The organism is Streptomyces sp. NPDC016845 (genome assembly GCF_044332585.1).
GTDB lineage: Bacteria > Actinomycetota > Actinomycetes > Streptomycetales > Streptomycetaceae > Streptomyces.
In genome coordinates this window covers 499,816-520,577 of record NZ_JBIRPI010000002.1, presented here as the reverse complement: position 1 = coordinate 520,577, position 20,762 = coordinate 499,816, and the positions used below count along the sequence as shown (strand labels likewise).

The 20,762-nt window shown below is 69.0% G+C and carries 19 protein-coding genes and 1 riboswitch; of the genes, 4 read left to right on the top strand and 15 right to left on the bottom strand.

Going from position 1 to position 20,762, the window contains the following annotated elements; genetic code table 11:
- Positions 1-3: 3 nt before the first annotated feature.
- The 4 genes from ACH4RC_RS08445 to ACH4RC_RS08430 all read right to left on the bottom strand — a co-directional run bounded on the left by ACH4RC_RS08445 (position 4) and on the right by ACH4RC_RS08430 (position 4,272).
- The gene (locus ACH4RC_RS08445; RefSeq protein WP_398196959.1) at positions 4-1,041 is read right to left on the bottom strand and encodes an NlpC/P60 family protein; all 1,038 of its coding nucleotides are present in this window, start codon (positions 1,039-1,041) and stop codon (positions 4-6) included.
- 274 nt (positions 1,042-1,315) lie between these two features.
- Positions 1,316-2,341, bottom strand: a complete 1,026-nt coding sequence (locus tag ACH4RC_RS08440; RefSeq protein ID WP_398196957.1) for an NlpC/P60 family protein — start codon at positions 2,339-2,341, stop codon at positions 1,316-1,318.
- Positions 2,342-2,640: 299 nt separating this feature from the next.
- A complete protein-coding gene (locus ACH4RC_RS08435) occupies positions 2,641-3,999 on the bottom strand; it encodes an NYN domain-containing protein (RefSeq protein ID WP_398196955.1) in 1,359 nt (452 codons plus the stop codon).
- Between the two features lie 33 nt (positions 4,000-4,032).
- Complete coding sequence (locus ACH4RC_RS08430; protein WP_361081491.1) at positions 4,033-4,272, bottom strand: hypothetical protein; 240 nt, start codon at positions 4,270-4,272, stop codon at positions 4,033-4,035.
- A gap of 101 nt (positions 4,273-4,373) precedes the next feature.
- Between ACH4RC_RS08430 and ACH4RC_RS08425 the strand changes: the two genes are divergently transcribed.
- Together ACH4RC_RS08425 and ACH4RC_RS08420 are read left to right on the top strand one after the other, a co-directional pair.
- Complete coding sequence (locus tag ACH4RC_RS08425) at positions 4,374-5,108, top strand: rhomboid family intramembrane serine protease (protein WP_398196953.1); 735 nt, start codon at positions 4,374-4,376, stop codon at positions 5,106-5,108.
- A 6-nt stretch (positions 5,109-5,114) separates the two neighbouring features.
- Positions 5,115-5,396, top strand: coding sequence for an Lrp/AsnC ligand binding domain-containing protein (locus tag ACH4RC_RS08420; RefSeq protein WP_324770337.1), 282 nt, complete (start codon positions 5,115-5,117; stop codon positions 5,394-5,396).
- A 127-nt stretch (positions 5,397-5,523) separates the two neighbouring features.
- Here ACH4RC_RS08420 and ACH4RC_RS08415 read toward each other — a convergent pair whose 3' ends face one another.
- The 6 genes from ACH4RC_RS08415 to ACH4RC_RS08390 all read right to left on the bottom strand — a co-directional run bounded on the left by ACH4RC_RS08415 (position 5,524) and on the right by ACH4RC_RS08390 (position 12,763).
- Positions 5,524-6,909, bottom strand: a complete 1,386-nt coding sequence (locus ACH4RC_RS08415; RefSeq protein ID WP_398196949.1) for an aminotransferase class V-fold PLP-dependent enzyme — start codon at positions 6,907-6,909, stop codon at positions 5,524-5,526.
- Positions 6,910-7,150: 241 nt separating this feature from the next.
- Positions 7,151-7,268, bottom strand: a riboswitch (SAM riboswitch).
- A 101-nt stretch (positions 7,269-7,369) separates the two neighbouring features.
- The gene (gene trpD / locus ACH4RC_RS08410; RefSeq protein ID WP_398196946.1) at positions 7,370-8,434 is read right to left on the bottom strand and encodes an anthranilate phosphoribosyltransferase; all 1,065 of its coding nucleotides are present in this window, start codon (positions 8,432-8,434) and stop codon (positions 7,370-7,372) included.
- A gap of 134 nt (positions 8,435-8,568) precedes the next feature.
- Positions 8,569-10,206: a cytochrome bc complex cytochrome b subunit gene (locus tag ACH4RC_RS08405; protein ID WP_398196943.1), complete on the bottom strand. Its 1,638-nt coding sequence runs from the start codon at positions 10,204-10,206 to the stop codon at positions 8,569-8,571.
- Positions 10,203-11,255, bottom strand: a complete 1,053-nt coding sequence (locus tag ACH4RC_RS08400; protein WP_398196940.1) for a Rieske 2Fe-2S domain-containing protein — start codon at positions 11,253-11,255, stop codon at positions 10,203-10,205. Before ACH4RC_RS08400 ends, ACH4RC_RS08405 begins: the two co-directional genes overlap by 4 nt.
- Positions 11,252-12,061: a c-type cytochrome gene (locus ACH4RC_RS08395; protein WP_398196937.1), complete on the bottom strand. Its 810-nt coding sequence runs from the start codon at positions 12,059-12,061 to the stop codon at positions 11,252-11,254. Before ACH4RC_RS08395 ends, ACH4RC_RS08400 begins: the two co-directional genes overlap by 4 nt.
- 81 nt (positions 12,062-12,142) lie before the next feature.
- Positions 12,143-12,763, bottom strand: a complete 621-nt coding sequence (locus tag ACH4RC_RS08390) for a heme-copper oxidase subunit III (protein WP_372348762.1) — start codon at positions 12,761-12,763, stop codon at positions 12,143-12,145.
- Between the two features lie 174 nt (positions 12,764-12,937).
- Between ACH4RC_RS08390 and ACH4RC_RS08385 the strand changes: the two genes are divergently transcribed.
- Complete coding sequence (locus tag ACH4RC_RS08385; RefSeq protein ID WP_398196934.1) at positions 12,938-13,339, top strand: hypothetical protein; 402 nt, start codon at positions 12,938-12,940, stop codon at positions 13,337-13,339.
- A gap of 39 nt (positions 13,340-13,378) precedes the next feature.
- Here the strand turns inward: ACH4RC_RS08385 and ACH4RC_RS08380 are convergent, their stop codons facing one another.
- The 4 genes from ACH4RC_RS08380 to coxB all read right to left on the bottom strand — a co-directional run bounded on the left by ACH4RC_RS08380 (position 13,379) and on the right by coxB (position 17,859).
- Positions 13,379-14,632: an Ig-like domain-containing protein gene (locus ACH4RC_RS08380; protein ID WP_398196931.1), complete on the bottom strand. Its 1,254-nt coding sequence runs from the start codon at positions 14,630-14,632 to the stop codon at positions 13,379-13,381.
- 139 nt (positions 14,633-14,771) lie between these two features.
- A complete protein-coding gene (locus ACH4RC_RS08375; RefSeq protein WP_394434824.1) occupies positions 14,772-15,170 on the bottom strand; it encodes a cytochrome c oxidase subunit 4 in 399 nt (132 codons plus the stop codon).
- Entirely contained in the window at positions 15,167-16,903 is a 1,737-nt protein-coding gene (ctaD, locus tag ACH4RC_RS08370) for a cytochrome c oxidase subunit I (RefSeq protein WP_398196928.1), read from the bottom strand. Before ctaD ends, ACH4RC_RS08375 begins: the two co-directional genes overlap by 4 nt.
- A complete protein-coding gene (gene coxB, locus ACH4RC_RS08365) occupies positions 16,900-17,859 on the bottom strand; it encodes a cytochrome c oxidase subunit II (RefSeq protein WP_398196926.1) in 960 nt (319 codons plus the stop codon). The genes ctaD and coxB overlap by 4 nt, the downstream gene beginning before the upstream one ends.
- Before the next feature lie 321 nt (positions 17,860-18,180).
- Here coxB and ACH4RC_RS08360 point away from each other — a divergent pair, with 321 nt between their 5' ends.
- Positions 18,181-19,560 carry a cysteine desulfurase/sulfurtransferase TusA family protein gene (locus tag ACH4RC_RS08360; RefSeq protein WP_398196923.1) on the top strand — a complete coding sequence of 460 codons (1,380 nt, stop codon included), beginning with the start codon at positions 18,181-18,183 and terminating at the stop codon, positions 19,558-19,560.
- 149 nt (positions 19,561-19,709) lie between these two features.
- Here the strand turns inward: ACH4RC_RS08360 and ACH4RC_RS08355 are convergent, their stop codons facing one another.
- Positions 19,710-20,684, bottom strand: a complete 975-nt coding sequence (locus ACH4RC_RS08355; RefSeq protein WP_398196920.1) for a carbohydrate kinase family protein — start codon at positions 20,682-20,684, stop codon at positions 19,710-19,712.
- Between the last annotated feature and the right edge of the window lie 78 nt (positions 20,685-20,762).

Sequence of the window (20,762 nt, the reverse complement as noted above, 5' to 3'; positions counted from 1 at the left end):
AGCTCAGATCCGGGTCACCGAGGAGACCGGCATCATGCCGACGGGGTCGTAGCGCACGGGGGCGCCCGGGTAGGGCGCGTGGATGACCTGGCCGTTGCCCGCGTAGAGGGCGATGTGGTGGGCGTCGGAGCCGTAGGCGACGAGGTCGCCGGGGCGCGCCTGGGAGAGCGGCACCTGCTGCCCGGCGTACCGCTGGGCCTGCGAGGTGCGCGGCAGACCGACCCCGGCCTGCCCGTACGACCACTGCATCAGACCGGAACAATCGAAGCCGGTGGGGCCGTTGGCGCCCCAGATGTAGGGCTTGCCGAGCGCGGACTGGGCGGCGGCGAGCGCGGCGGCCGCGCGGGAGGAAGAGGCCCGGCCCGCGCCCGCCAGATCGGGCCGGTCGCCGCCGCGCGAGGCCCGCTCGTACGCGGCGCGGTCGTCGTCCTTCATCGAGTTGAGCACCCGCCGCGCCTTGGCCAGTTTCGACTCGACGGTCCGCTTGTTCTTGGCCACGGTCCTGCGGCTGTCGACCAGCAGGGCCAGCTGGCGCCGGGCCTCGGCGCGCTTCTGGGCCAGCTCGCGCTGCGCGCCCTGCAGTTCGGTCAGGTCGCCGGCCTGCCGGGCGCTGATCCGGTCGATGGCGCTGGCCCGGTCGAGGTAGGACTCCGGGTCGGAGGAGAACATCAGGGCGAGCGAGGGGTCCATGCCGCCGGAGCGGTACTGGGCTCCGGCGACCATGCCGAGCGCGTGCCGCATCTTGTTGATCCGCTCCTGGCCGCGGGCGACCTGGTCCTGGGTGCGGGCCAGTTCGCCATGGAGCTTGTCGGCCCGCTCGTCGGCCTTGTTGAACGCCTCGGTGGCGCTCTCCGCCTGCTCGTACAGGCGGTCCACCTCGGCTTTGGCGTCGGCGGGGCGGTCCTGCGGCGCGGCGCCCGCGGGGACCGCCCCGAGGGCGGCGACGGCCGAGGCGGCGGCGGCCACGGTCAGGACAGTTGCGCGGGTGTTCCGCTCGAGCCCCGTAGGACCGGGGTGCGCGGTGCGGCGATGGGACCCCACTTGCAGCCGTTTCCCTTCCGCTGGCGAAGCGCAGACAAAAGCGCGGACGAAGCGCGGACGCCCCTGGCGACGCGCTGACGATCCCCGTGATCGGGGAATGCGCGCCGACAGTAGCCGGGCGATCACCGGCGGGCCAACGACCGTTCGGGGGCGCACAACGCGACGCCCCGCCTATGACGCAGGTCATGGGCGGGGCGTGGGGTCAGCGGCGGGAACCTGAATTCGCCCGAACGGGCGCGTTTTCAGGAGTCGTCGGTGCGGGCCGACAAGAAGGTCAGATGCGGACGCCGAACTGGAACGAGCCGATCGTGCTCATCGACTCGTAGCGGACGGAGGCGCCGGGGTGCGGGGCGTGCAGCACCTGGCCGTTGCCCGCGTACAGGCCCACGTGCGCGAGGCTGTTGAAGAAGACGAGGTCGCCGGGCTTGAGCTGGCTCATGCCGATCTTGGGGCCGTCGTTCTGCTGGGTGTACGTGGTCCGGGTGATGCCGACACCGGCCTGGTTGTAGGCCCACTGCGTCAGACCGGAGCAGTCGTAGGAGTTGGGGCCCGTGCCACCGGAGACGTAGGGCTTGCCGATCTGGGTGGCGGCGGCGCTCAGGGCGGCGGCGCCGAACTTGGAGGCGGCCGCCTCGTTGCCGAGGTCGACGCGGTCGCCGGCGCTGCGGCTGGCGCGGGCGTCGTCGTCGGCCATCTTCTGCCGCTCCTGCGCGGTCAGCGTGTTGAGCAGCTTCTGCGCGGCGCCGAGCTTGGTCTGGACTTCCTTCTTCTTCTTGCCGAGCTCCGTACGGGTGTCGGCGAGGTCCTTCAGCTTCTCGGACGCCTCGGCGCGCTCCTGGGCGAGGGTGCGCTGCTTGTCCTGGACCTTCTTGAGCGACTGCAGCTGCTGGGCGCTGAGCGAGTCGATCGTGGACGCCTTGTCGAGGTAGTCGTCCGGGTCGGAGGAGAGGAAGAGCTGGACGGAGGGGTCGATGCCGCCGGAGCGGTACTGCTGGCTGGCGAGCGAACCCAGGCCCGTACGCAGCTCGTTGAGGTCCTCCTGGCCGCGGGCGACCTTGTCCTGGAGTGCGCCGATCTCCTTCTCGAGCTTCTGCTGCTTCTCCTTGGCCCCGTTGTAGAGGTCGGTGGCTTTCTCCGCCTCTTCGTAGAGCTTGTCGACCTTGGCCTTGACCTCGGCCTTGTCGGCCTTGGGGGCGGCGTTGGCCGCCTGCGAAGTGAGTGCCACGGCAGCGGCGGCGGTCGCGGTGAGCACGGTCACGCGGGTGCGGCTCGGCTGCTTGGGTCGACGGTGGGACGCCACGAAGGCGAGCTCCTTCTTCCTCCAGCCGCCCACGATCACCCGGTGGGCGGTGCCCCTCCACTGTCACTCACCTCATGTGAGTGATCACCCGAGCGGAGGTTCGAGCTGACCATAGTGATGTTCTTGTGATCAGTTCAAATCCTGACGAGCAAAATCTCGGCCGTTCACTGAGTTCTTCACACACAACTCACGTGCAGTGATGTCGTTTTGACGCACGGTTGCGTAAAGGTTTCGCCAATCCGGGCATACGGAACGGACGTTGCGGGAGCGACGTAAGGGGCGCCAAGGGCTTTAGGGTGTCAACCGCGCGAGAGCCGCTTCAGGAGCATGACCGACGCAACCGGACGCGCGCCCGCCTTCGCGACGCCGTCGGCGACCTCGCGGTCCGTGGAGACCACGATGACCGGCCGGCCCGGCGGCTCGGCGCGCACCAGCTGGCGAATCAGTTCATCGGCCGTGACGCCCGCCTTGGAGAACAGCACCCGCACCCCGCGCGGCGGCGCGAGCAGCACGGGCGCGGCCAGCTCGGCCCCGTCGAAGACACAGGTCACCTCGGCGCCGGTCTGCGCCGCGAGCTGGGAGAGCGAGCCGAGCAGGCGCAGCCGCTGCTTCTCCAGGGGCATCGTGGGATACCCCGTCTTGGTCACGTTGTACCCGTCGACCACGAGGTGGGCCTGCGGCAGCGCGAGCAGCTGGTCGAGGATGGCCGGGTCGTGCTCGTGCAGGGCGCGCGCCGCGATGTCCTTCGGCGTCATCCGGCCCGGCTCGACGGCGTCCACGGAGTCGGCGGGCCGTGCGGAGACCGGCGGGAGGGCCAGCTCCCTGCGCAGCCCCTGAGCGGCCTCCAGGACCGTGTCGAGCAGCAGCCGTACGCGCATGTCCTCGACGCTGCGCCCTTCCCGGGACGCCCGGCGCGACGCCTCCAGGTTCGCCTCGGCCTCCCCGAGCCGCGCCTTGAGCCGCCGCGTCTCGCTCTCGGCGGCGGAGACCTGCGCCTGCCCCTCGGCCCGTACGGCGTCGGCCTCGGCCTGCGCCTTGCGCACGGCGGCCTCGCCGCGCTTCACGTCGCTGAGGGCGGCGCGCAGCTTGCGGTGCACGGCGTCGGTCTCGCGCTTGGCGGCGTCGAGCTCGGCGCGCAGCCGCTCGGTCTCGGTCCTGGTCTGCGTCTGCGCCTCGGCGAGCCGGTCGCGCAGGGACTGGAGTTCGGCGCGGGTCTCCTCGTCGATCCGCTCGGCGTCGGCCCGCTGAACCTCCTCACCCGCGGCGGTGACCAGCTTCACCCAGCCGACGGGGCGCAGCACGTACGCGGCGGCGGCCACGTCGAGGGGGTCGGCGGCGGGCGGCGGCGCACCGGCTTCGATGGCCTGGCACAGCTCGGGCTGCGCCTCGCGGAACCGCTCGGCGATCCGCTGCCGGAAGAGCGTCTCGCTCTCCACGGCGGCAGCCATCGCGTTGCCCGCGAACTTCATCCGCCGGGTCGGGGTGAAGCGCGCGTACTGGCGCAGCTGCGGCGGCAGTTCGCCGACCGTGAGACCGCCGAAGCCGTCCGAGACGATCTGCACGACCCGCCGCCGTACGCCTTCGGGCAACGGCCGGTCGAGCACCTCGGCGGCAGGCTGCTCGGCGTGCCCGGCCTCCCCGCCCGTGCTCTCCACCATCCGTCACCCCAAAGTCGCTGTGGGCCGCCCCGGTCAGGAGTCGGCGCCCGGCCTGTCCACAAGTTCCACCTGGTCGACCGCGTTGCACCAGCGGCAGCGGACCGACTCGATCGTCTCACTGACCACGTCGCGCTCCTCGACCTTCGGCTCACCGGCCAGGTCCAGGTGCACGTACTCCACGACCTGCGAGGAGCGGGTCACGTCGAACCGCGTCAGGTTGCCGCAGAGCGTGCAGCGCCAGCGGGTGGTGGCGGTCGGCAGGGGAACCGTCATCGGACTGTCGCCTCCGTGGTGCGTGATGCTTGCTTTATTGCCCGTAACCCTACGGCCTGCCGTGCACCGCCCGCTCCCCGCCTTGCGTCATGCTCTCCTTCATGATCGGCAACGGACGCGGCGTGATCGGCAGAGCGACCGCTTTCCTCAGAGGACATCCGGCTCCGGTCACGTACGCGCTCATCGCCGTCTGCTGCGTGACCTTCGTGCTCTCCCCGTCGTCCGGGCTCAACCCGTCCTACGGCACCGGCGACCATCTGCTCACCGCCCAGGCCGCCTACTTCGAACGCTGGGGCGTCCTGCCCGCCGAACTCTTCACCGGATCACCCCGCGCCGCCCTCACCCCGGCCACAGCCCTGTTCGTGCACGGCAGCTGGGTCCACCTCCTGGGCAACATGCTCTTCCTCTATGTGTTCGGGGCGATGGCCGAGGAACGCATGGGCCATCTGCCGTACGCGCTCTTCTATCTGATCAGCGGCTACCTGGCACTCCTCGGGTACGCCATCGCGCACGCGGGCTCCGAACAGACCCTGGTCGGCGCCTCGGGAGCGATCTCGGCGGTGCTCGGAGCCTTCCTCTTCCTGTTCCCCGACGCGCGTGTGACGAGCGTCTTCCCCTTCCTCCTCTTCCTGCCGCTGCGCTTCCCGGCGTGGGTGGTGCTCCCGTTCTGGGTCGCGCTGCAGTGGGCCGCCGCCTACCAGGACAGCCAGGGGCCCGGGGTCGCCTACCTCGCCCACCTGATCGGGTTCTCGCTCGGGTTCCTCTGGGCGTGGGTGCGGTATCGGGGCCGGGCTAAGGTGAAGGCAGCCCCAGCCACGGCCACCGAGGGAGACTAGCCAGCCGTGATCACCGCGATCGTGCTCATCAAGACCAGCGTGGACCGGATCCCCGAGATCGCCGAGTCGATCGCGGCGCTCGAGTCCGTCAGTGAGGTCTTCTCCGTCACCGGCACGTACGACTTGATCGCCATGGTCCGGGTGGCCCGGCACGATGATCTTGCCGAGGTGATTCCCGGCAGGATCAGCAAGATCCAGGGGGTCGAGGGCACGGACACGCATGTGGCTTTCCGGACGTACTCCCAGCATGATCTGGAGGCCGCGTTCTCCATCGGGCTGGACAGCTGAAACCCCGCCCGGGGGCGCGGGGAACTGCGCGACCGGCCACGACGAAAGCCGCGGAAGCATCTGCTCGGTGCATGAGCAGACGCTTCCGCGGCTTTCTCGGTGGCCGAGCGCGCAGTTCCCCGCGCCCCTAGGCGGCTGGGACGCAGCGGCCTTCTTCGGTGCGGTAGGTCCAGGCGGCGCCATCGCGGACCAGTTCCTTCACCGCCGCGACGAAACGGTCGACGTGCTCGTCAGGGGTGCCCGCGCCGAAGCTGACCCGGATGGCGTTCAGCGACTTCTCCCCCGGCGCCGCCTCCGGCGCTCCGCACTCTCCCTGGGTCTGCGGGTCGGACCCGAGCAGCGTCCGCACCAGCGGGTGGGCGCAGAACAGACCGTCCCGCACCCCGATCCCGTACTCCGCGGAGAGCGCCGCGGCGAAGTGGGAGGAGTTCCACCCCTCGACCACGAAGGAGAGGACGCCGACGCGCGGGGCGTCGTCCCCGAACAGGGACAGCACCTTCACCTCGGGCACCTCGGCGAGCCCGTCCCGCACCTTCTGGATCAGGTACCGCTCACGGGCGACCAGGCTGTCGAACCCGGCCTCGGTCAGCGCCTTGCACGCGGAGGCGATGGAGTAGACGCCGATGACGTTCGGCGAACCGGCCTCGTGGCGGGCTGCGCTGTCGTGCCACTCCACATCCACGCCGCCGTCGACGCGCCGGGCGACCTTGCGGGAGGCTCCGCCGCCGGCCAGGTACGGCTCGGCCGCGCGCAGCCAGTCGGAGCGGCCCGCGAGCACGCCCGAGCCGAAGGGCGCGTACAGCTTGTGCCCGGAGAAGGCGATCCAGTCGACGTCCAGCTCCTGGACGGAGACCGGGTGGTGGGGCGCGAGCTGGGCGGCGTCGAGCACGATGCGGGCACCGTGCGCGTGAGCGGCCGCCGCCAGCTCGCGCACCGGCCAGAGTTCACCGGTGACGTTGGAGGCGCCGGTGACGCAGACGAGGGCCGGGCCGTAGGGGTCGCGCTCGGCGAGCGCCCGCTCCAGGGTGTCGACGGCCTGGGCCGGGGTGCGCGGCGCGTTCAGGTACGTCACGCGGGCGTCGCGCCAGGGCAGCAGCGACGCGTGGTGCTCGGTCTCGAAGACGAACACCTGGCAGTCGGCGGGCAGCGCGGCGGCGAGCAGGTTGAGCGAGTCGGTGGTGGAGCGGGTGAAGACGATCTGGTCGCCGGCGCGGCAGCCGAGGAACTCGGCGACCGTGGCGCGGGAGTTCTCGAAGAGGTCGGTCGACAGCTGGGAGAGGTAGCCGGCGCCGCGGTGCACGCTGCCGTAGTACGGGGCGTAGGCGGCGACGTCGTCCCACACGCGCTGCAGGGCCGGCGCGCTGGCGGCGTAGTCGAGGGCGGCGTACGTCACCTCGCCACCGGTGACGAGCGGCACGGTCACGTCGCGGCCGAGCACGGGCAGCGGCGCGCCACAGGCGGGGTCGACGGCGGACTCGGCGGAAACGGTGGCGGTGGTGGTGTGAGCGGACATGGCTGTCTCCCGGCAGGACAAGTCAGGGCGTGGCGAAGTGGCGTACGGGCCCGCACGGCAGCCGTCGGCAACAGCTCAACGGCCGGAGGACGTACGGGAGTTGACCTCTACGCGGGGCGCGGACGCGCTCACGCGAAGGGTGAGGGTGGTACTGGAGAACGGGGCCGAAGGCCCTAGCACATTCGCTTGCTCACGAGACTGCTCCCTCAAACGACCCAGGACCCCTGGAGAGTTCGCGAGGGGTCCGCGCTTGCCGCGAGCCTTGCTGCTCGCGGCCTGGTCTTCACCCGGGGCACCCCGCCACGGACGGAGGGTTGCCGGACAGCCGGCCGGGGCCGATCACGCTGTCACTCATGACCTTGAAAAGCATCCTGCCATACGTTCGGGATACGGCAAGAGCGCAGTCCGGTCTCTGAGACGACTCGGACTGCGCTCTGCGTCACACTCGTACCCCTACGGCTCAGCGGTTGGTGGCCGCCACCCATCGCTCCAGGGTCGCCTTCGCCGCGCCGGAGTCGATGGACTCGGCGGCGCGGTCCATGCCGGCCCGCAGCTGCTCGGCGAGCGTCCCCGTGCCGGGGCGTACGGCGACGAGGGCGGCGGCCGAGTTCAACAGCACGGCGTCGCGCACGGGCCCTCGCTCCCCGTCGAGCAGCCGCCGCGCGACCTCCGCGTTGTACGAGGCGTCCGCGCCGCGCAGCGCCTCCACCGGGACCAGGTCCAGGCCCACGTCGCGCGGGTCGAAGGTCTCCTCGCGCACGGTGCCGTCGCGGACGATCCAGACGCGGGAGGTCGCGGTGGTGGTCAGCTCGTCGAGGCCGTCGTCGCCGCGGAAGACGAGCGAGGAGTTGCCGCGCTCGGCGAAGACCCCGGCCACGACGGGCGCCATCCGGGCGTCGGCGACCCCGACGGCCTGGGCGCGCACCCGGGCCGGGTTGGTGAGCGGGCCGAGCAGGTTGAAGACGGTACGGATACCGAGCTGGCCGCGCGCGGCGCCCGCGTACCGCAGCGCGGGGTGGAACTTCACGGCGAAGCAGAAGGTGATGCCCGCCTCCTCCGCGATCTGCGGGACCCGCGCGGGCGTCAGCTCCAGATTGACCCCGAGTTTCTCCAGGACGTCGGAGGCGCCCGAGGCCGAGGAGGCGGCGCGGTTGCCGTGCTTGACGACCTTGACGCCCGTACCTGCGATGACGATGGCGGACATCGTGGAGATGTTCACCGTCTTGGCGCCGTCGCCGCCGGTGCCGACGATGTCGACGGTCTCCCCCGGCACCTCGATGACGTTGGCGTGCTCGTACATCGCCCGTACGAGACCGGAGATCTCCTGGACGGTCTCGCCCTTGGCGCGCAGCGCGACCACGAAACCGGCGATCTGCGCCTCGGTCGCCTCGCCCCGCATGATGCGGTCCATCGCCCAGGCGGTGTCGTCGGCGCTCTGGTCGCGGCCCTCCAGGAGGCCGTTGAGGACGGAGGGCCAGGAACGGCCCGCCGCGGTGTCGCCTCCAGCGGGGTGCAAAGCGCTCATGGCCGCTCCAGTTGTGTCAGTGGGGTTACGCGGCTCCACCTTATCCAGCGCCGGGAACGGCAAAGAGCCCCCGTCCAGTGCCTGGACGAGGGCTCTTGCCGTGGCGGACAGCTGTCGGCTCAGCCGATCATGGATCAGTGGTGGCCGTGGCCGCTGGTGATCTCCTTGTACTCCTCCGCGGTGGGCTTGGGGATCTGGTTGTTCTCCCCGTAGAAGCCCTTCGACAGCTTGGCGCGGGTCTTCTGCAGACGCGACTGCTTGCGCTCGACACCGTTCTCGTCGACCGCCGGGCCGAGTTCGAGCGGCTGGTACTGCTCGTGCGCGGTGAGCGCGTGCAGCGCCTCGGCGTCGAGCGGCTCGTGGACCTCGATGAACTCACCGTGCGGCAGGCGCTTGATGAGGCCGGACTCGCGTCCGTGCAGCACCTTGTCCTTGTCGCGGCGCTGGAGGCCGAGGCAGATCCGCTTGGTGGCGATGAAGGTGAGGACCGGCACGACGAAGAAGCCGATGCGGACGAACCAGGTGATCGAGTTGATCGACAGGTGGAAGTGCGTGGCCCAGAGGTCGTTGCCACCACCGACGAGCAGGACGAAGTACCAGGAGATCCACGCGGCGCCGAACGCCGTACGCGTCGGGACGTTGCGCGGGCGGTCCAGGATGTGGTGCTCGCGCTTGTCGCCGGTGACCCAGGACTCGATGAACGGGTAGACCGCGATCGCGACCAGGACCAGCGGGAAGATGACCAGCGGGACGAACACACCCAGGACGAGCGTGTGACCCCAGAGGTTGATCTCCCAGCCCGGCATCGTACGGATCAGGCCCTCGGAGAAGCCCATGTACCAGTCGGGCTGGGCGCCGGTGGAGACCTGGTCGATGCGGTACGGGCCGATGGCCCAGATCGGGTTGATCGAGGCGATCGCCGCGACGGCCGCGATGACACCGAAGACCAGGAAGAAGAAGCCGCCCGCCTTGGCCATGTAGACCGGCAGCAGCGGCATGCCGACGACGTTCTTCTCGGTCTTTCCGGCACCCGCGAACTGCGTGTGCTTGTGGTAGAAGACCAGGATCAGGTGGGCCACGAGCAGGCCGAGCATGATGCCCGGCAGCAGCAGGATGTGGACCGAGTAGAACCGCGCGACGAAGTCGCCGCCGGGGAACTCGCCACCGAAGAGGAAGAACGACAGGTACGTGCCGACGATCGGCACGGACAGGACCGCGCCCTCCATGAAGCGGACACCGGTGCCGGAGAGCAGGTCGTCCGGGAGCGAGTAGCCGGTGAAACCGGTGAACATGCCCAGGACGAACAGCAGGAAGCCGAACAGCCAGTTGACCTCACGCGGCTTGCGGAACGCACCCGTGAAGAACACGCGCATCATGTGCACGAACATGCCGGCGAGGAAGATCAGCGCCGCCCAGTGGTGGATCTGCCGGATCAGCAGACCACCGCGCACATCGAAGGAGATGTGCATGGTCGAGTTGAACGCCTCGGACATCAGCTGTCCCTGCAGCGGGACGTAGCTGCCGTGGTACTCCACCTCGTTCATCGACGGGTGGAAGAACAGCGTCAGGTACACACCCGTGAGGATGATGATGATGAAGCTGTAGAGGCAGATCTCACCGAGCATGAAGGACCAGTGGTCCGGGAAGATCTTGCGCATGTTGGACTTGGCCAGGGAGTAGATCCCGAGGCGGCCGTCCGCCCAGTCGGCGACGCGCTCGCCGGCCGGTGCCTTCTCACGAGAAGGCGCGTCATTGGTGGTTGCAGTACTCATCCGCGCTCCCAGAAGGCAGGACCGACGGGCTCAGCGAAGTCGCCCTGCGCCACGAGGTAGCCCTCGTCATCGACGTCGATGTGCAGCTGCGGCAGTGCGTGACCGGCGGGGCCGAAGATAACCCGCGCACCGTCGGAGAGGTCGAAGGTGGACTGGTGGCACGGGCACAGCACGTGGTGCGTCTGCTGCTCGTACAGGGAGATCGGGCAGCCCACGTGGGTGCAGATCTTCGAGTACGCGACAACGCCCTCGTGCGACCACTCGAGCTCGCGCTTGTCCTTGATGTTCTCCGGCTGGATCCGGACGAGCATCAGCGCGGCCTTGCCCATGACCTGCTGGAAGTCCTCGTCGTGCTCCTCCACGCCCTCGGGCTTGGCGAAGGTGAGCGAACCGACCACGATGTCCGAGGCGCGGAGCGGCTCGTTCGTGTTCATGTTGACGAGCTTCTTGCCCTTCTTCCACGCCGTGTGACGCAGCTTCGTCTCCGGCAGCGGGCCGAGGTCACGAAGGAGGACGACACCGGAGAGCGGCACCAGGGCAAGGGCGCCGAAGAGGGTGTTGCGGATCAGCTTGCGGCGGCCGAACTGCGACTCGCGCGCGCCGTCGGCGAAGTCCGAGAGGACCTGCGCCCTGACCTCGGGCTCGGCCTCGATCGGGTGGCGCTCGGCGGCGACCTCGACGTCCGACATCAGGGTGCGGGCCCAGTGGACCGCGCCCGCGCCGATGCAGAACAGCGCCACACCGAGGGTCATGCCCAGCGCGAAGTTGAGCGCGCTGATGTGACCGATCGGGAAGATGTAGACGCTCGTGTCGACGTCGATGGTGACGTACGAGGCGATGAAGCCGACGGTGGCCAGCATCGAGATCGTGAACAGCATCGCCACGACGCGCTCGGACCGCCTGGCGGCCCGCTCCTCGATGTCCTGGATCCGGTGCTCGTGCTCCGGCAGCCCCGGGTCGGCGAAGGGGTCGTCCTTCACCGCTACCGAGCCGTGCCCGGTCTCCTGCTCAGCGGGCAGGTTCTCTTCTGGAATGTCTTGGCTACTCATGACTTCTTGGCCTTTGCGGTCCGAGCGGCGACCCAGATGGCGACGGCGATGAGGGCGCCGAGGCCGAAGATCCAGGCGAACAGACCCTCACTGACCGGGCCGAGCCCGCCCAGCTTGAGACCGCCGGGGCTCTCCGACTTGTCGCCGTTGACCGCGTCGAGGTACGCGATGATGTCCTTCTTGTTCTGCTTGGTCATCGTCGTGTCCGGGAAGGACGGCATGTTCTGCGGGCCGGTCTGCATGGCCTCGTAGATGTGCTTGGGCGCGACGTCCCCGAGGTTCGGCGCGAACTTGCCGTGGGTCAGCGCGCCGCCTTCACCGGTGAAGTTGTGGCACTGCGCGCAGTTGGTGCGGAACAGTTCACCGCCCTTGGCGATGTCCGCGCCTTCCGGGTTGTAGTCCTTGGAGGTCGGCGTGACCGGACCGGCGCCCAGCGAGGCGATGTACGCCGCGAGCTGGTCGATCTCGGACTGCGAGTAGATGACCTTCTTCTTCGGGACCTGCGCGCCCGGCTGCTGGGCCGGCATACGGCCGGTGCCGACCTGGAAGTCGACGGCGGCGGAGCCGACGCCCACCAGGCTCGGGCCGTCAGAGCTGCCCTGACCGCCGGTTCCGTGGCAGCTGGCGCAGCCGACGGAGTAGAGCTTCTTGCCCTCGTCGATGGCGAGGGACTGGGCGGTTTCATCGGCCTGCGCCTTGCTCGCGGGCGCGAACGCGGCGTACAGCCCCCCGGTGGCCGCCAGCGCGAGGAGTAGGACGACGACCGCCGCCAGCGGATGGCGTCGTCGTGCGGAGAGCTTTTTCACGGATTACCCCGGTGTCAGGATCTTCTGCGTCGGTGCTGCGGGAATGTGTCGGGTTCTGCGCCCGATGCTGTGATCTTCGAACTACTTGATCAGGTAGATCGTGGCGAAGAGGCCGATCCAGACGACGTCCACGAAGTGCCAGTAGTAGGACACGACGATGGCGGCGGTCGCCTGCTCGTGGGTGAACCTCCGGGCCGCGTACGTCCTGCCGAGGACGAACAGGAAGGCGATGAGCCCGCCTGTCACGTGCATGCCGTGGAAGCCGGTGGTCAGGTAGAAGACCGAGCCGTACGGGTCGGAGGAGAGCGAGAGCCCGTCCTTCTTGACCAGCTCGGTGTACTCGTACACCTGACCGCCGATGAAGATCGCACCCATGATGAAGGTGACGATGAACCACATTCTGAGCTTCTTCACGTCCCCGCGCTCGGCGGCGAACACGCCGAGCTGACAGGTCAGAGAGGAGAGCACCAGGATCGTGGTGTTCGTCGCCGAGAACGGAAGGTTCAGGCTCGAGGCCATTTCCTTCCAGTGCTCCGGTCCCGTCACCGATCGCAGGGTGAAGTACATCGCGAAGAGGGCCGCGAAGAACATCAGCTCGGAACTCAGCCAGATGATGGTTCCGACGCTGGTGAGGTTCGGTCGATTGACCGACGGGTGCGCGTGCCCGGTTTCTACTGTCGTTGCTGTCGCCACGACCGACATTATGTCGGTCGCTTATCTCGCCCTCACTCCGGGGGGTGCCGTTCGGAGTGTCTGAGGGGTGTGTCCAGCCCATATGGCCCATCGGGAGCGTGTACGAACCGGTGTTGACGGGCTGTCGGGAGGGGTAGGCTCCGCGCCAGCGAAGCCCTAGGACACCGATGTCTCGGAGGAACGATGCAGTCGACCGCGACGGTTCTGGTCTACAGCGACGACGCCAACACGCGGGAGCAGGTCCGTCTCGCGACCGGCCGGCGGCCCGCGTCCGACGTGCCCGAGGTGCGGTTCGTCGAGTGCGCGACGCTCCCCGCGGTCCTCAAGGAGCTGGAACGGGGCGGCATCGACGTCTGTGTCCTGGACGGCGAGGCGGCGCCCGCGGGCGGCATGGGCGTGTGCCGGCAGATCAAGGACGAGGTCTTCGACTGCCCGCCCGTGCTGCTCCTGATCGGCCGCCCGCAGGACGCCTGGCTCGCCACGTGGAGCCGGGCCGAGGCCGCGGTGACGCTGCCGGTCGACCCGGTCGAGTTCGCCGGCGCCCTGGCCGGTCTGCTCCGCGCGCGGAAGGCCGTCAGCGCCTGAGCCGCGTCGGAAGTCTCACACCGTGCGCACCGGCCCGGCTCAGACCGCGGGGCTGAGCCGGGCCTGGACCGCCGGGTCGGCCTTGCCCTCGGGGGTGAGGGCGCTGCCCTCGCGCCACTTCTTCCAGCTGACGTTCCAGTCGCCGAAGCCGTTGCCGAACGGGTCCATCTCCTGGCCGTAGCTGCCCACGACCTTGACGATGTCGCCCGCGCGCACGGTCTTGAAGAACCAGGCGGCGTTGGAGGTGCTCATGCCGGTGCAGCCGTGGCTGACGTTGGCGGCGCCCTGCGAGCCCACGGACCAGGGCGCGGCGTGCACGTATTCGCCGCTCCACGTCACCCGTGTGGCGTAGTACACCGGCAGGTCGTACGAGTCCGAGCTGCCCTCGGAGATGCCGATGCTGGTGCCGCGCATCCGCACGAAGTACTCCTTGCCGAGTACGACCTTGACGCCGTTCCGGGTCTCGAAGCCGGCCTTGCCGGTGGTGACCGGGATCTCGTTGATGGCCTCGCCGTTGCGGTAGACCGTCATCGAGTGCGAGCCCGCGTCGGTGATCGCCTCGATGCGGTCGCCCGTTGCGATGGTCAACGGCTTGCTCGCGCCGCCCCAGAGGCTGTCGGTGACTTTGAGGCCCTTGAGGTTGCTGCGCGCCGTGATGGTGGCGTGGGCGGGCCAGTACTCCTTGGGGCGGTAGTGCAGCGTCTTGCTGTCCACCCAGTACCAGGAGCCGCCGTCCGCCTCGGGCTTGGAGTCCACCGTCAGGGCGCGCTCCACGATGGCGCGGGACTTCCCGTCCCTGACGGCCTTGTTGAGCGTGGCCGTGATGGGCTGGCCCACGCCGTACGTACCGCCTTCGGGGCCGAACCGCACCTTGAGCGCCTTCTCGCTGCTCGGGTCGCCCGTCTCGAAGGTCAGGACCTTGCGGCCCGGCGCGCCGTCCTCGTCCTCGGTGCTGACGCGGACCGTGTACTGGGCCTCTGCGGCCAGCGGGGAGGTCGTGTGCCACCTGCGGCCGTCGGCGGAGAGTTCGCCCGCGACGTAGCGCCCCATGGCGTCTGTGGCGGTCACGTCGGTGATGCGCCCCTCGTCGCCCTGTGAGGTGACTTCCAGGGGCTTGTCCGGGTTCGCCTTCCGGCCCTTCTGCGGGCCGCTGAAGGAGATCTGGCTCGCCGCGTCGTAGGGCTTGGCGGAGAGCGGGTGGCCCGAGCTGCCGCAGGCCGTGACGCCCGCACCGAGTGCGGCCACAAGGACGGTGCAGCCAAGAACCGTACGGATGCGCGGTGAATGGTCCATATGGCCACGTTAAGAAGGTTCGGCGCGTCCGGCGCGGCGAAGTGCGCCGCTCGGGGCATGGCCGCGACACGCCGAAGGGCCCGGACCCTCCCTCAGGAGTGTCCGGGCCCTTCACGCACGGCAGTTCAGGAGCGCGGTGTCACTGCGTCCGGTTCTCGCCGCGGTAGTACTCGAAGACCCAGCCCCACAGGCCGAACAGGATGACCGGAGCCGAGAAGTACAGCAGCCACCAGCCGAAGACGACGCCCATGAAGGCGAGCGCGCCACCGACGGCCAGGGAGAGCGGCTGCCATGAGTGCGGGCTGAAGAAGCCCACCTCACCGGCGTCGTCCGCGACGTCGGCCTCCTTGTTGTCCTGCGCACCGGTGTCGACCCGCCGGGCCGTGAAGGCCAGGTAGTAGCCGATCATGATGCACAGGCCGAAGGCCAGGAAGAGCGCCGTCGTACCGGCCGGCTCCTTCGACCACACGCCGTAGACACCGGCCATGATCAGGACGAAGAGGCTCAGCCAGATGAACATCTTGCCTTGGACCTTCACTTGCCGGCCTCCTTGCTGCCAGCGAGGGCCTTGGCACCGTGGCCGGAGTTCTCCAGCTGGTCCAGGGCCGCGATCTCAGGGTGATGCAGGTCGAACGCCGGCGATTCGGAGCGAATGCGCGGCAGGGTGAGGAAGTTGTGCCGCGGCGGCGGGCAGGACGTCGCCCACTCGAGCGAACGGCCGTAGCCCCACGGGTCGTCGACCTCGATCTTCTTGCCGTACTTGGCGGTCTTCCAGACGTTGTAGAGGAACGGCAGGATCGACAGGCCGAGGACGAAGGAGGAGATCGTCGAGACCGTGTTCAGCGCGGTGAAGCCGTCGGCGGCGAGGTAGTCCGCGTAACGACGCGGCATGCCCTCGACACCCAGCCAGTGCTGCACCAGGAACGTGCCGTGGAAGCCGATGAACAGCGTCCAGAAGGTGATCTTGCCGAGCCGCTCGTCGAGCATCTTGCCGGTGAACTTCGGCCACCAGAAGTGGAAGCCGGCGAACATCGCGAAGACGACGGTGCCGAAGACCACGTAGTGGAAGTGCGCCACCACGAAGTACGAGTCCGAGATGTGGAAGTCCAGCGGCGGGGCCGCGAGGATCACGCCGGTCAGACCACCGAAGGTGAAGGTGATCAGGAAGCCGATCGCCCAGAGCATCGGTGTCTCGAAGGACAGTGAGCCCTTCCACATCGTTCCGATCCAGTTGAAGAACTTCACGCCTGTCGGAACGGCGATCAGGAACGTCATGAAGGAGAAGAACGGGAGCAGCACGCCGCCGGTGACGTACATGTGGTGCGCCCACACGGTCACGGAGAGACCGGCGATGGCGATCGTCGCGCCGATGAGGCCCGAGTAGCCGAACATCGGCTTGCGGGAGAACACCGGGATCACTTCGGAAATGATTCCGAAGAATGGCAGAGCGATGATGTACACCTCTGGATGGCCGAAGAACCAGAAGAGGTGTTGCCATAGGAGAGCGCCGCCATTAGCGGCGTCGAATACATGGGCACCGAATTTACGGTCCGCCTCCAGGGCGAACAGCGCGGCGGCGAGAACCGGGAAGGCCAGCAGGACCAGCACACCGGTGAGCAGCACGTTCCACGTGAAGATCGGCATGCGGAACATCGTCATGCCGGGAGCGCGCATGCAGATGATCGTGGTGATGAAGTTGACCGAGCCGAGGATCGTGCCGAAGCCGGAGAAGGCCAGACCCATGATCCACATGTCGGCGCCGACACCCGGCGAGCGGACGGCGTCCGACAGCGGGCTGTAGGCGAACCAGCCGAAGTCGGCCGCGCCCTGCGGGGTGAGGAAGCCGGCGACCGCGATCAGCGAGCCGAACAGGTACAGCCAGTAGGCGAACATGTTCAGCCGCGGGAACGCCACGTCGGGCGCGCCGATCTGCAGCGGCATGATCCAGTTGGCGAAACCGGAGAACAGCGGCGTCGCGAACATCAGCAGCATGATCGTGCCGTGCATCGTGAACGCCTGGTTGAACTGCTCGTTCGACATGATCTGCGTGCCGGGACGGGCCAGTTCGGCGCGCATGAAGAGCGCAAGCAGGCCGCCGATGCAGAAGAACGCGAACGACGTGACCAGGTACAGCGTGCCGATCGTCTTGTGGTCAGTGGTGGTCAGCCACTTGATCACGGTGGCGCCGGGGCTCTTGGGCCGAGCCGGCAGCTCCTTCTCGTACGAGTCGTCAGCTGCCGCGGCACCCTTGGGATCGTTGAGGATGCTCACAGGTTGTTCGTCTCCCGGTTCTTCTCGTGTTCCGTCTGGGCGATGCCAGACGGGACGTAACCGGTCTGCCCCTTCTTGGCAAGGTCCTCGAGGTGCTTCTGGTAGGCCTCAGGAGAGACGACCTTCACGTTGAAGAGCATCCGGGAGTGGTCGACGCCGCAGAGCTCGGCGCACTTGCCCAGGAAGGTCCCCTCCTTGTTGGGGGTCACCTCGAACGCGTTGGTGTGGCCCGGGATGACGTCCTGCTTCATCAGGAACGGCACCACCCAGAAGGAGTGGATGACGTCACGCGAAGTGAGGACGAACCGGACCTTCTCCCCCTTGGGGAGCCAGAGGGTCGGGCCGGGGTTCTTGGTGTCCGGGTTCCGCTCGCCCGGGGTGCCCACCTCGTAGACGCCGCCGGCGTTCGCCGGGAAGTCGTCCTTGAAGCGCGTCGGGATCGCGGAGAGCTCCTTGGAGGTCTTCGCGTCACCCGAGACGCCCGGCACGTTCTCGACGTAGTTGAAGCCCCAGCTCCACTGGTAGCCGACCACGTTGACGGTGTGCGCCGGCTTGTCGTCGAGCTTGAGCAGCTTCGACTCGTCGCGCGCGGTGAAGTAGAAGAGGACCGACACGATGATCAGCGGAACAACCGTGTACAGGGCCTCGAGCGGCATGTTGTACCGCGTCTGCGTCGGAACCTCGATCTTGGTGCGGCTACGCCGGTGGAAGATGACGCTCCACAGGATCAGACCCCACACCAGCACGCCCGTGGCGAGCGCTGCCGCCCACGAGCCCTGCCAGAGGGAGAGGATCCTTGGAGCCTCCTCCGTCACCGGGGTGGGCATACCAAGACGGGGGAAGTCCTTGTATGTGCAACCGGTAGCGGTTACCAGGATCAGGCCCGCAGTCAGCACCTGCGGCAGCTTCCGCCGCATCGGGCGCCGCGACGAGCGGTCGGAGCCGTTGGGACTCACGTAGCGCCTTCCCGAGAGTCTCGCCCGCGCTGGTTGGCTACGGCCGTCTCGCTGGTCGCTCGCCGCCCTGGCACACGGGCAGGGGTTTGGATGTTTATGCGGAGCAAACCCTACTGGACGCTATTTGGGGTCGCGCGGGGAGGGTGCCTAACGCGCCGCGGGTCACTCCGAAGGGTGGGATCCAGGTCCGCCGGGGGTTTCTGACGGGGGGTTGGGGGCGCCCCTCCGGGGTGGGGATCGGTTGTGTGGCGACCGCGGGTCTCGTCGTGCGTTGCTCGCGCAGTTCCCCGCGCCCCTGGGCGGCGATTTAAGTTTGGCGGCGTGGCGTATTTCGATGTGGCTTCTTCCGCTCCCCTTCATCCTGTTGCCCGGCAGGCGCTTCAGGCGTCCCTCGATGAGGGGTGGGCCGATCCTGCGCGGCTGTACCGGGAAGGGCGGCGGGCCCGGTTGTTGCTGGATGCCGCGCGGGAGGCGGCCGCGGAGGCGGTGGGGTGCCGTCCCGACGAGCTCGTCTTCACCTCTTCCGGGACGCGGGCCGTGCACGACGGGGTCGCCGGCGCGCTCGCCGGACGTCGGCGTGTCGGGCGGCACCTCGTGGTCTCCGCGGTGGAGCACTCGGCGGTACTCCATTCAGCGGCGGCCCACGACAGGAACGGCGGTTCGACGACCCAGGTGGGTGTCGGACGGGAGGGCGCCGTGTCCGTTTCGTCGTACACCGACGCACTGCGCCCCGATACCGCCCTTGCCTGTCTGCAGTCGGCCAACCATGAAGTAGGGACGGTGCAGCCGGTCGCCGAGGTGGCCGAGGCGTGCCGGGCGGCGGGGGTGCCGCTGTTCGTCGACGCGGCGCAGTCGCTGGCCTGGGGGCCGGTGGGGGGCGGCTGGTCGCTGCTTGCCGGGAGTGCCCACAAGTGGGGCGGTCCTGCCGGGGTCGGACTCCTTGTCGTTCGCAAGGGTGTGCGGTTCGCGCCGCAAGGGCCCGCGGACGAGCGGGAGTCCGGGCGCGCCGCCGGGTTCGAGAACATCCCGGGCGTCGTGGCCGCCGCCGCCTCGCTGCGGGCGGTGCGCGCCGAGGCGGCCGGGGAGGCGGCGCGGCTGCGGGAGTTGACGGACCGGATCCGGGCGCGGGTGCCCGGCCTTGTGCCGGACGTGGAGGTCGTCGGTGATCCGGTGCGGAGGCTGCCGCATCTGCTGACCTTCTCGTGTCTCTATGTCGACGGGGAGACGCTGCTGCACGAGCTGGACCGGGCCGGTTTCTCGGTGTCTTCGGGGTCGTCCTGCACCAGCAGCACGCTGACGCCGAGCCATGTGCTGCGCGCGATGGGCGTGGTGAGCGAGGGCAATGTACGGGTGTCGCTGCCGCTCGGGGTCGAGGAGGCGGAGGTCGAGCGGTTCCTGGAGGTGCTGCCCGGTGTCGTGCACGGTGTCCGCGAGCAGCTCGGGGTGTTCGTCGCGCCCTCCCAGGGCGCGGCCGAGGCGGTGACCGTGGACGCGGTGGGCCTGACCTGCCCGCGACCCGTGATCGAGCTGGCCCGGGCGATCGGGAAGGTACGGGTGGGCGGAACGGTGACGGTTCTGGCCGATGACGAGGTCGCCGCGGTCGACATTCCGGCCTGGTGTTTCACGCAGGGCCATGACTACGTCGGGGCGGCCCCGGGGACTGGCGAGGCCGTCGCCTATGAGGTCCGGAGAGGTCGATAGGGGCGCGGGGCTGTATCGATATGTGGCTCCGCCGCGTGGGCGCGCTCAGCCGGCGAAGAGCCGCGGACGCGTCTGCTCATGCACCGAGCAGACGCGTCCGCGGCTTTCGTCGTGGCTGGTCGCGCAGTTCCCCGCGCCCCTGGGGGGTCTCAGCTGAGGTGGGACTCGACCTCGGCGGCGGCCTCGTCCCCGTACTCCTTGCGGAAGCGGTCCATGAACGGCGCCCTGCGCAGCGCGTACTCCTGCGTGCCCAGCGTCTCGATGACCAGCGTGGCGAGCATGCAGCCGACCTGAGCAGCCCGCTCGAGGGAGACGCCCCAGACCAGCCCCGAGAGGAAACCCGCCCGGAACGCGTCGCCGACACCCGTCGGGTCGACCTTCGCCTCCTCCTCCGGGCAGCCGACCTCGATCGGGTCCTCGCCCACCCGCTCGATGCGGACGCCCCGGGCGCCGAGCGTGGTGACCCGGTGCCCGACCCGCCCGAGGATCTCCGCGTCGGTCCAGCCGGTCTTGGACTCGATGAGCCCCTTCTCGTACTCGTTGGAGAAGAGGTACGTGGCGCCGTCGAGCAGGAGGCGGATCTCGTCGCCGTTCATGCGGGCGATCTGCTGGGAGAAGTCGGCGGCGAACGGGATGTCGCGGGTGCGGCACTCCTCGGTGTGGCGGGTCATCCCCTCCGGGTCGTCCGCGCCGATGAGCACCAGGTCGAGGCCGCCGACGCGGTCGGCGACGGTCTTCAGCTCGATGAGGCGGGCCTCGCTCATCGCGCCCGTGTAGAAGGAGCCGATCTGGTTGTGGTCGGCGTCCGTGGTGCAGACGAAGCGGGCCGTGTGCAGGGTCTCGGAGATGCGGACGGAGTGGGTGTCCACGCCGTGCCGGTCCAGCCAGGCGCGGTACTCGTCGAAGTCGGAGCCGGCCGCTCCCACGAGGATCGGGCCGGTGCCGAGCTGTCCCATGCCGAAGGCGATGTTGGCGCCGACGCCGCCCCGGCGCACGTCGAGGTTGTCGACGAGGAAGGAGAGGGAAACCGTGTGCAACTGGTCGGCGACGAGTTGGTCGGCGAAGCGGCCGGGGAAGGTCATCAGGTGGTCGGTGGCGATGGAGCCGGTGACTGCGATTCGCACGGCGAGGTCACGCTTCCTGAGGAGAGAGGGGTTGACGGTTCACGCTATCGGGTCGAACACCCTGTCCTGAAGTGGGGA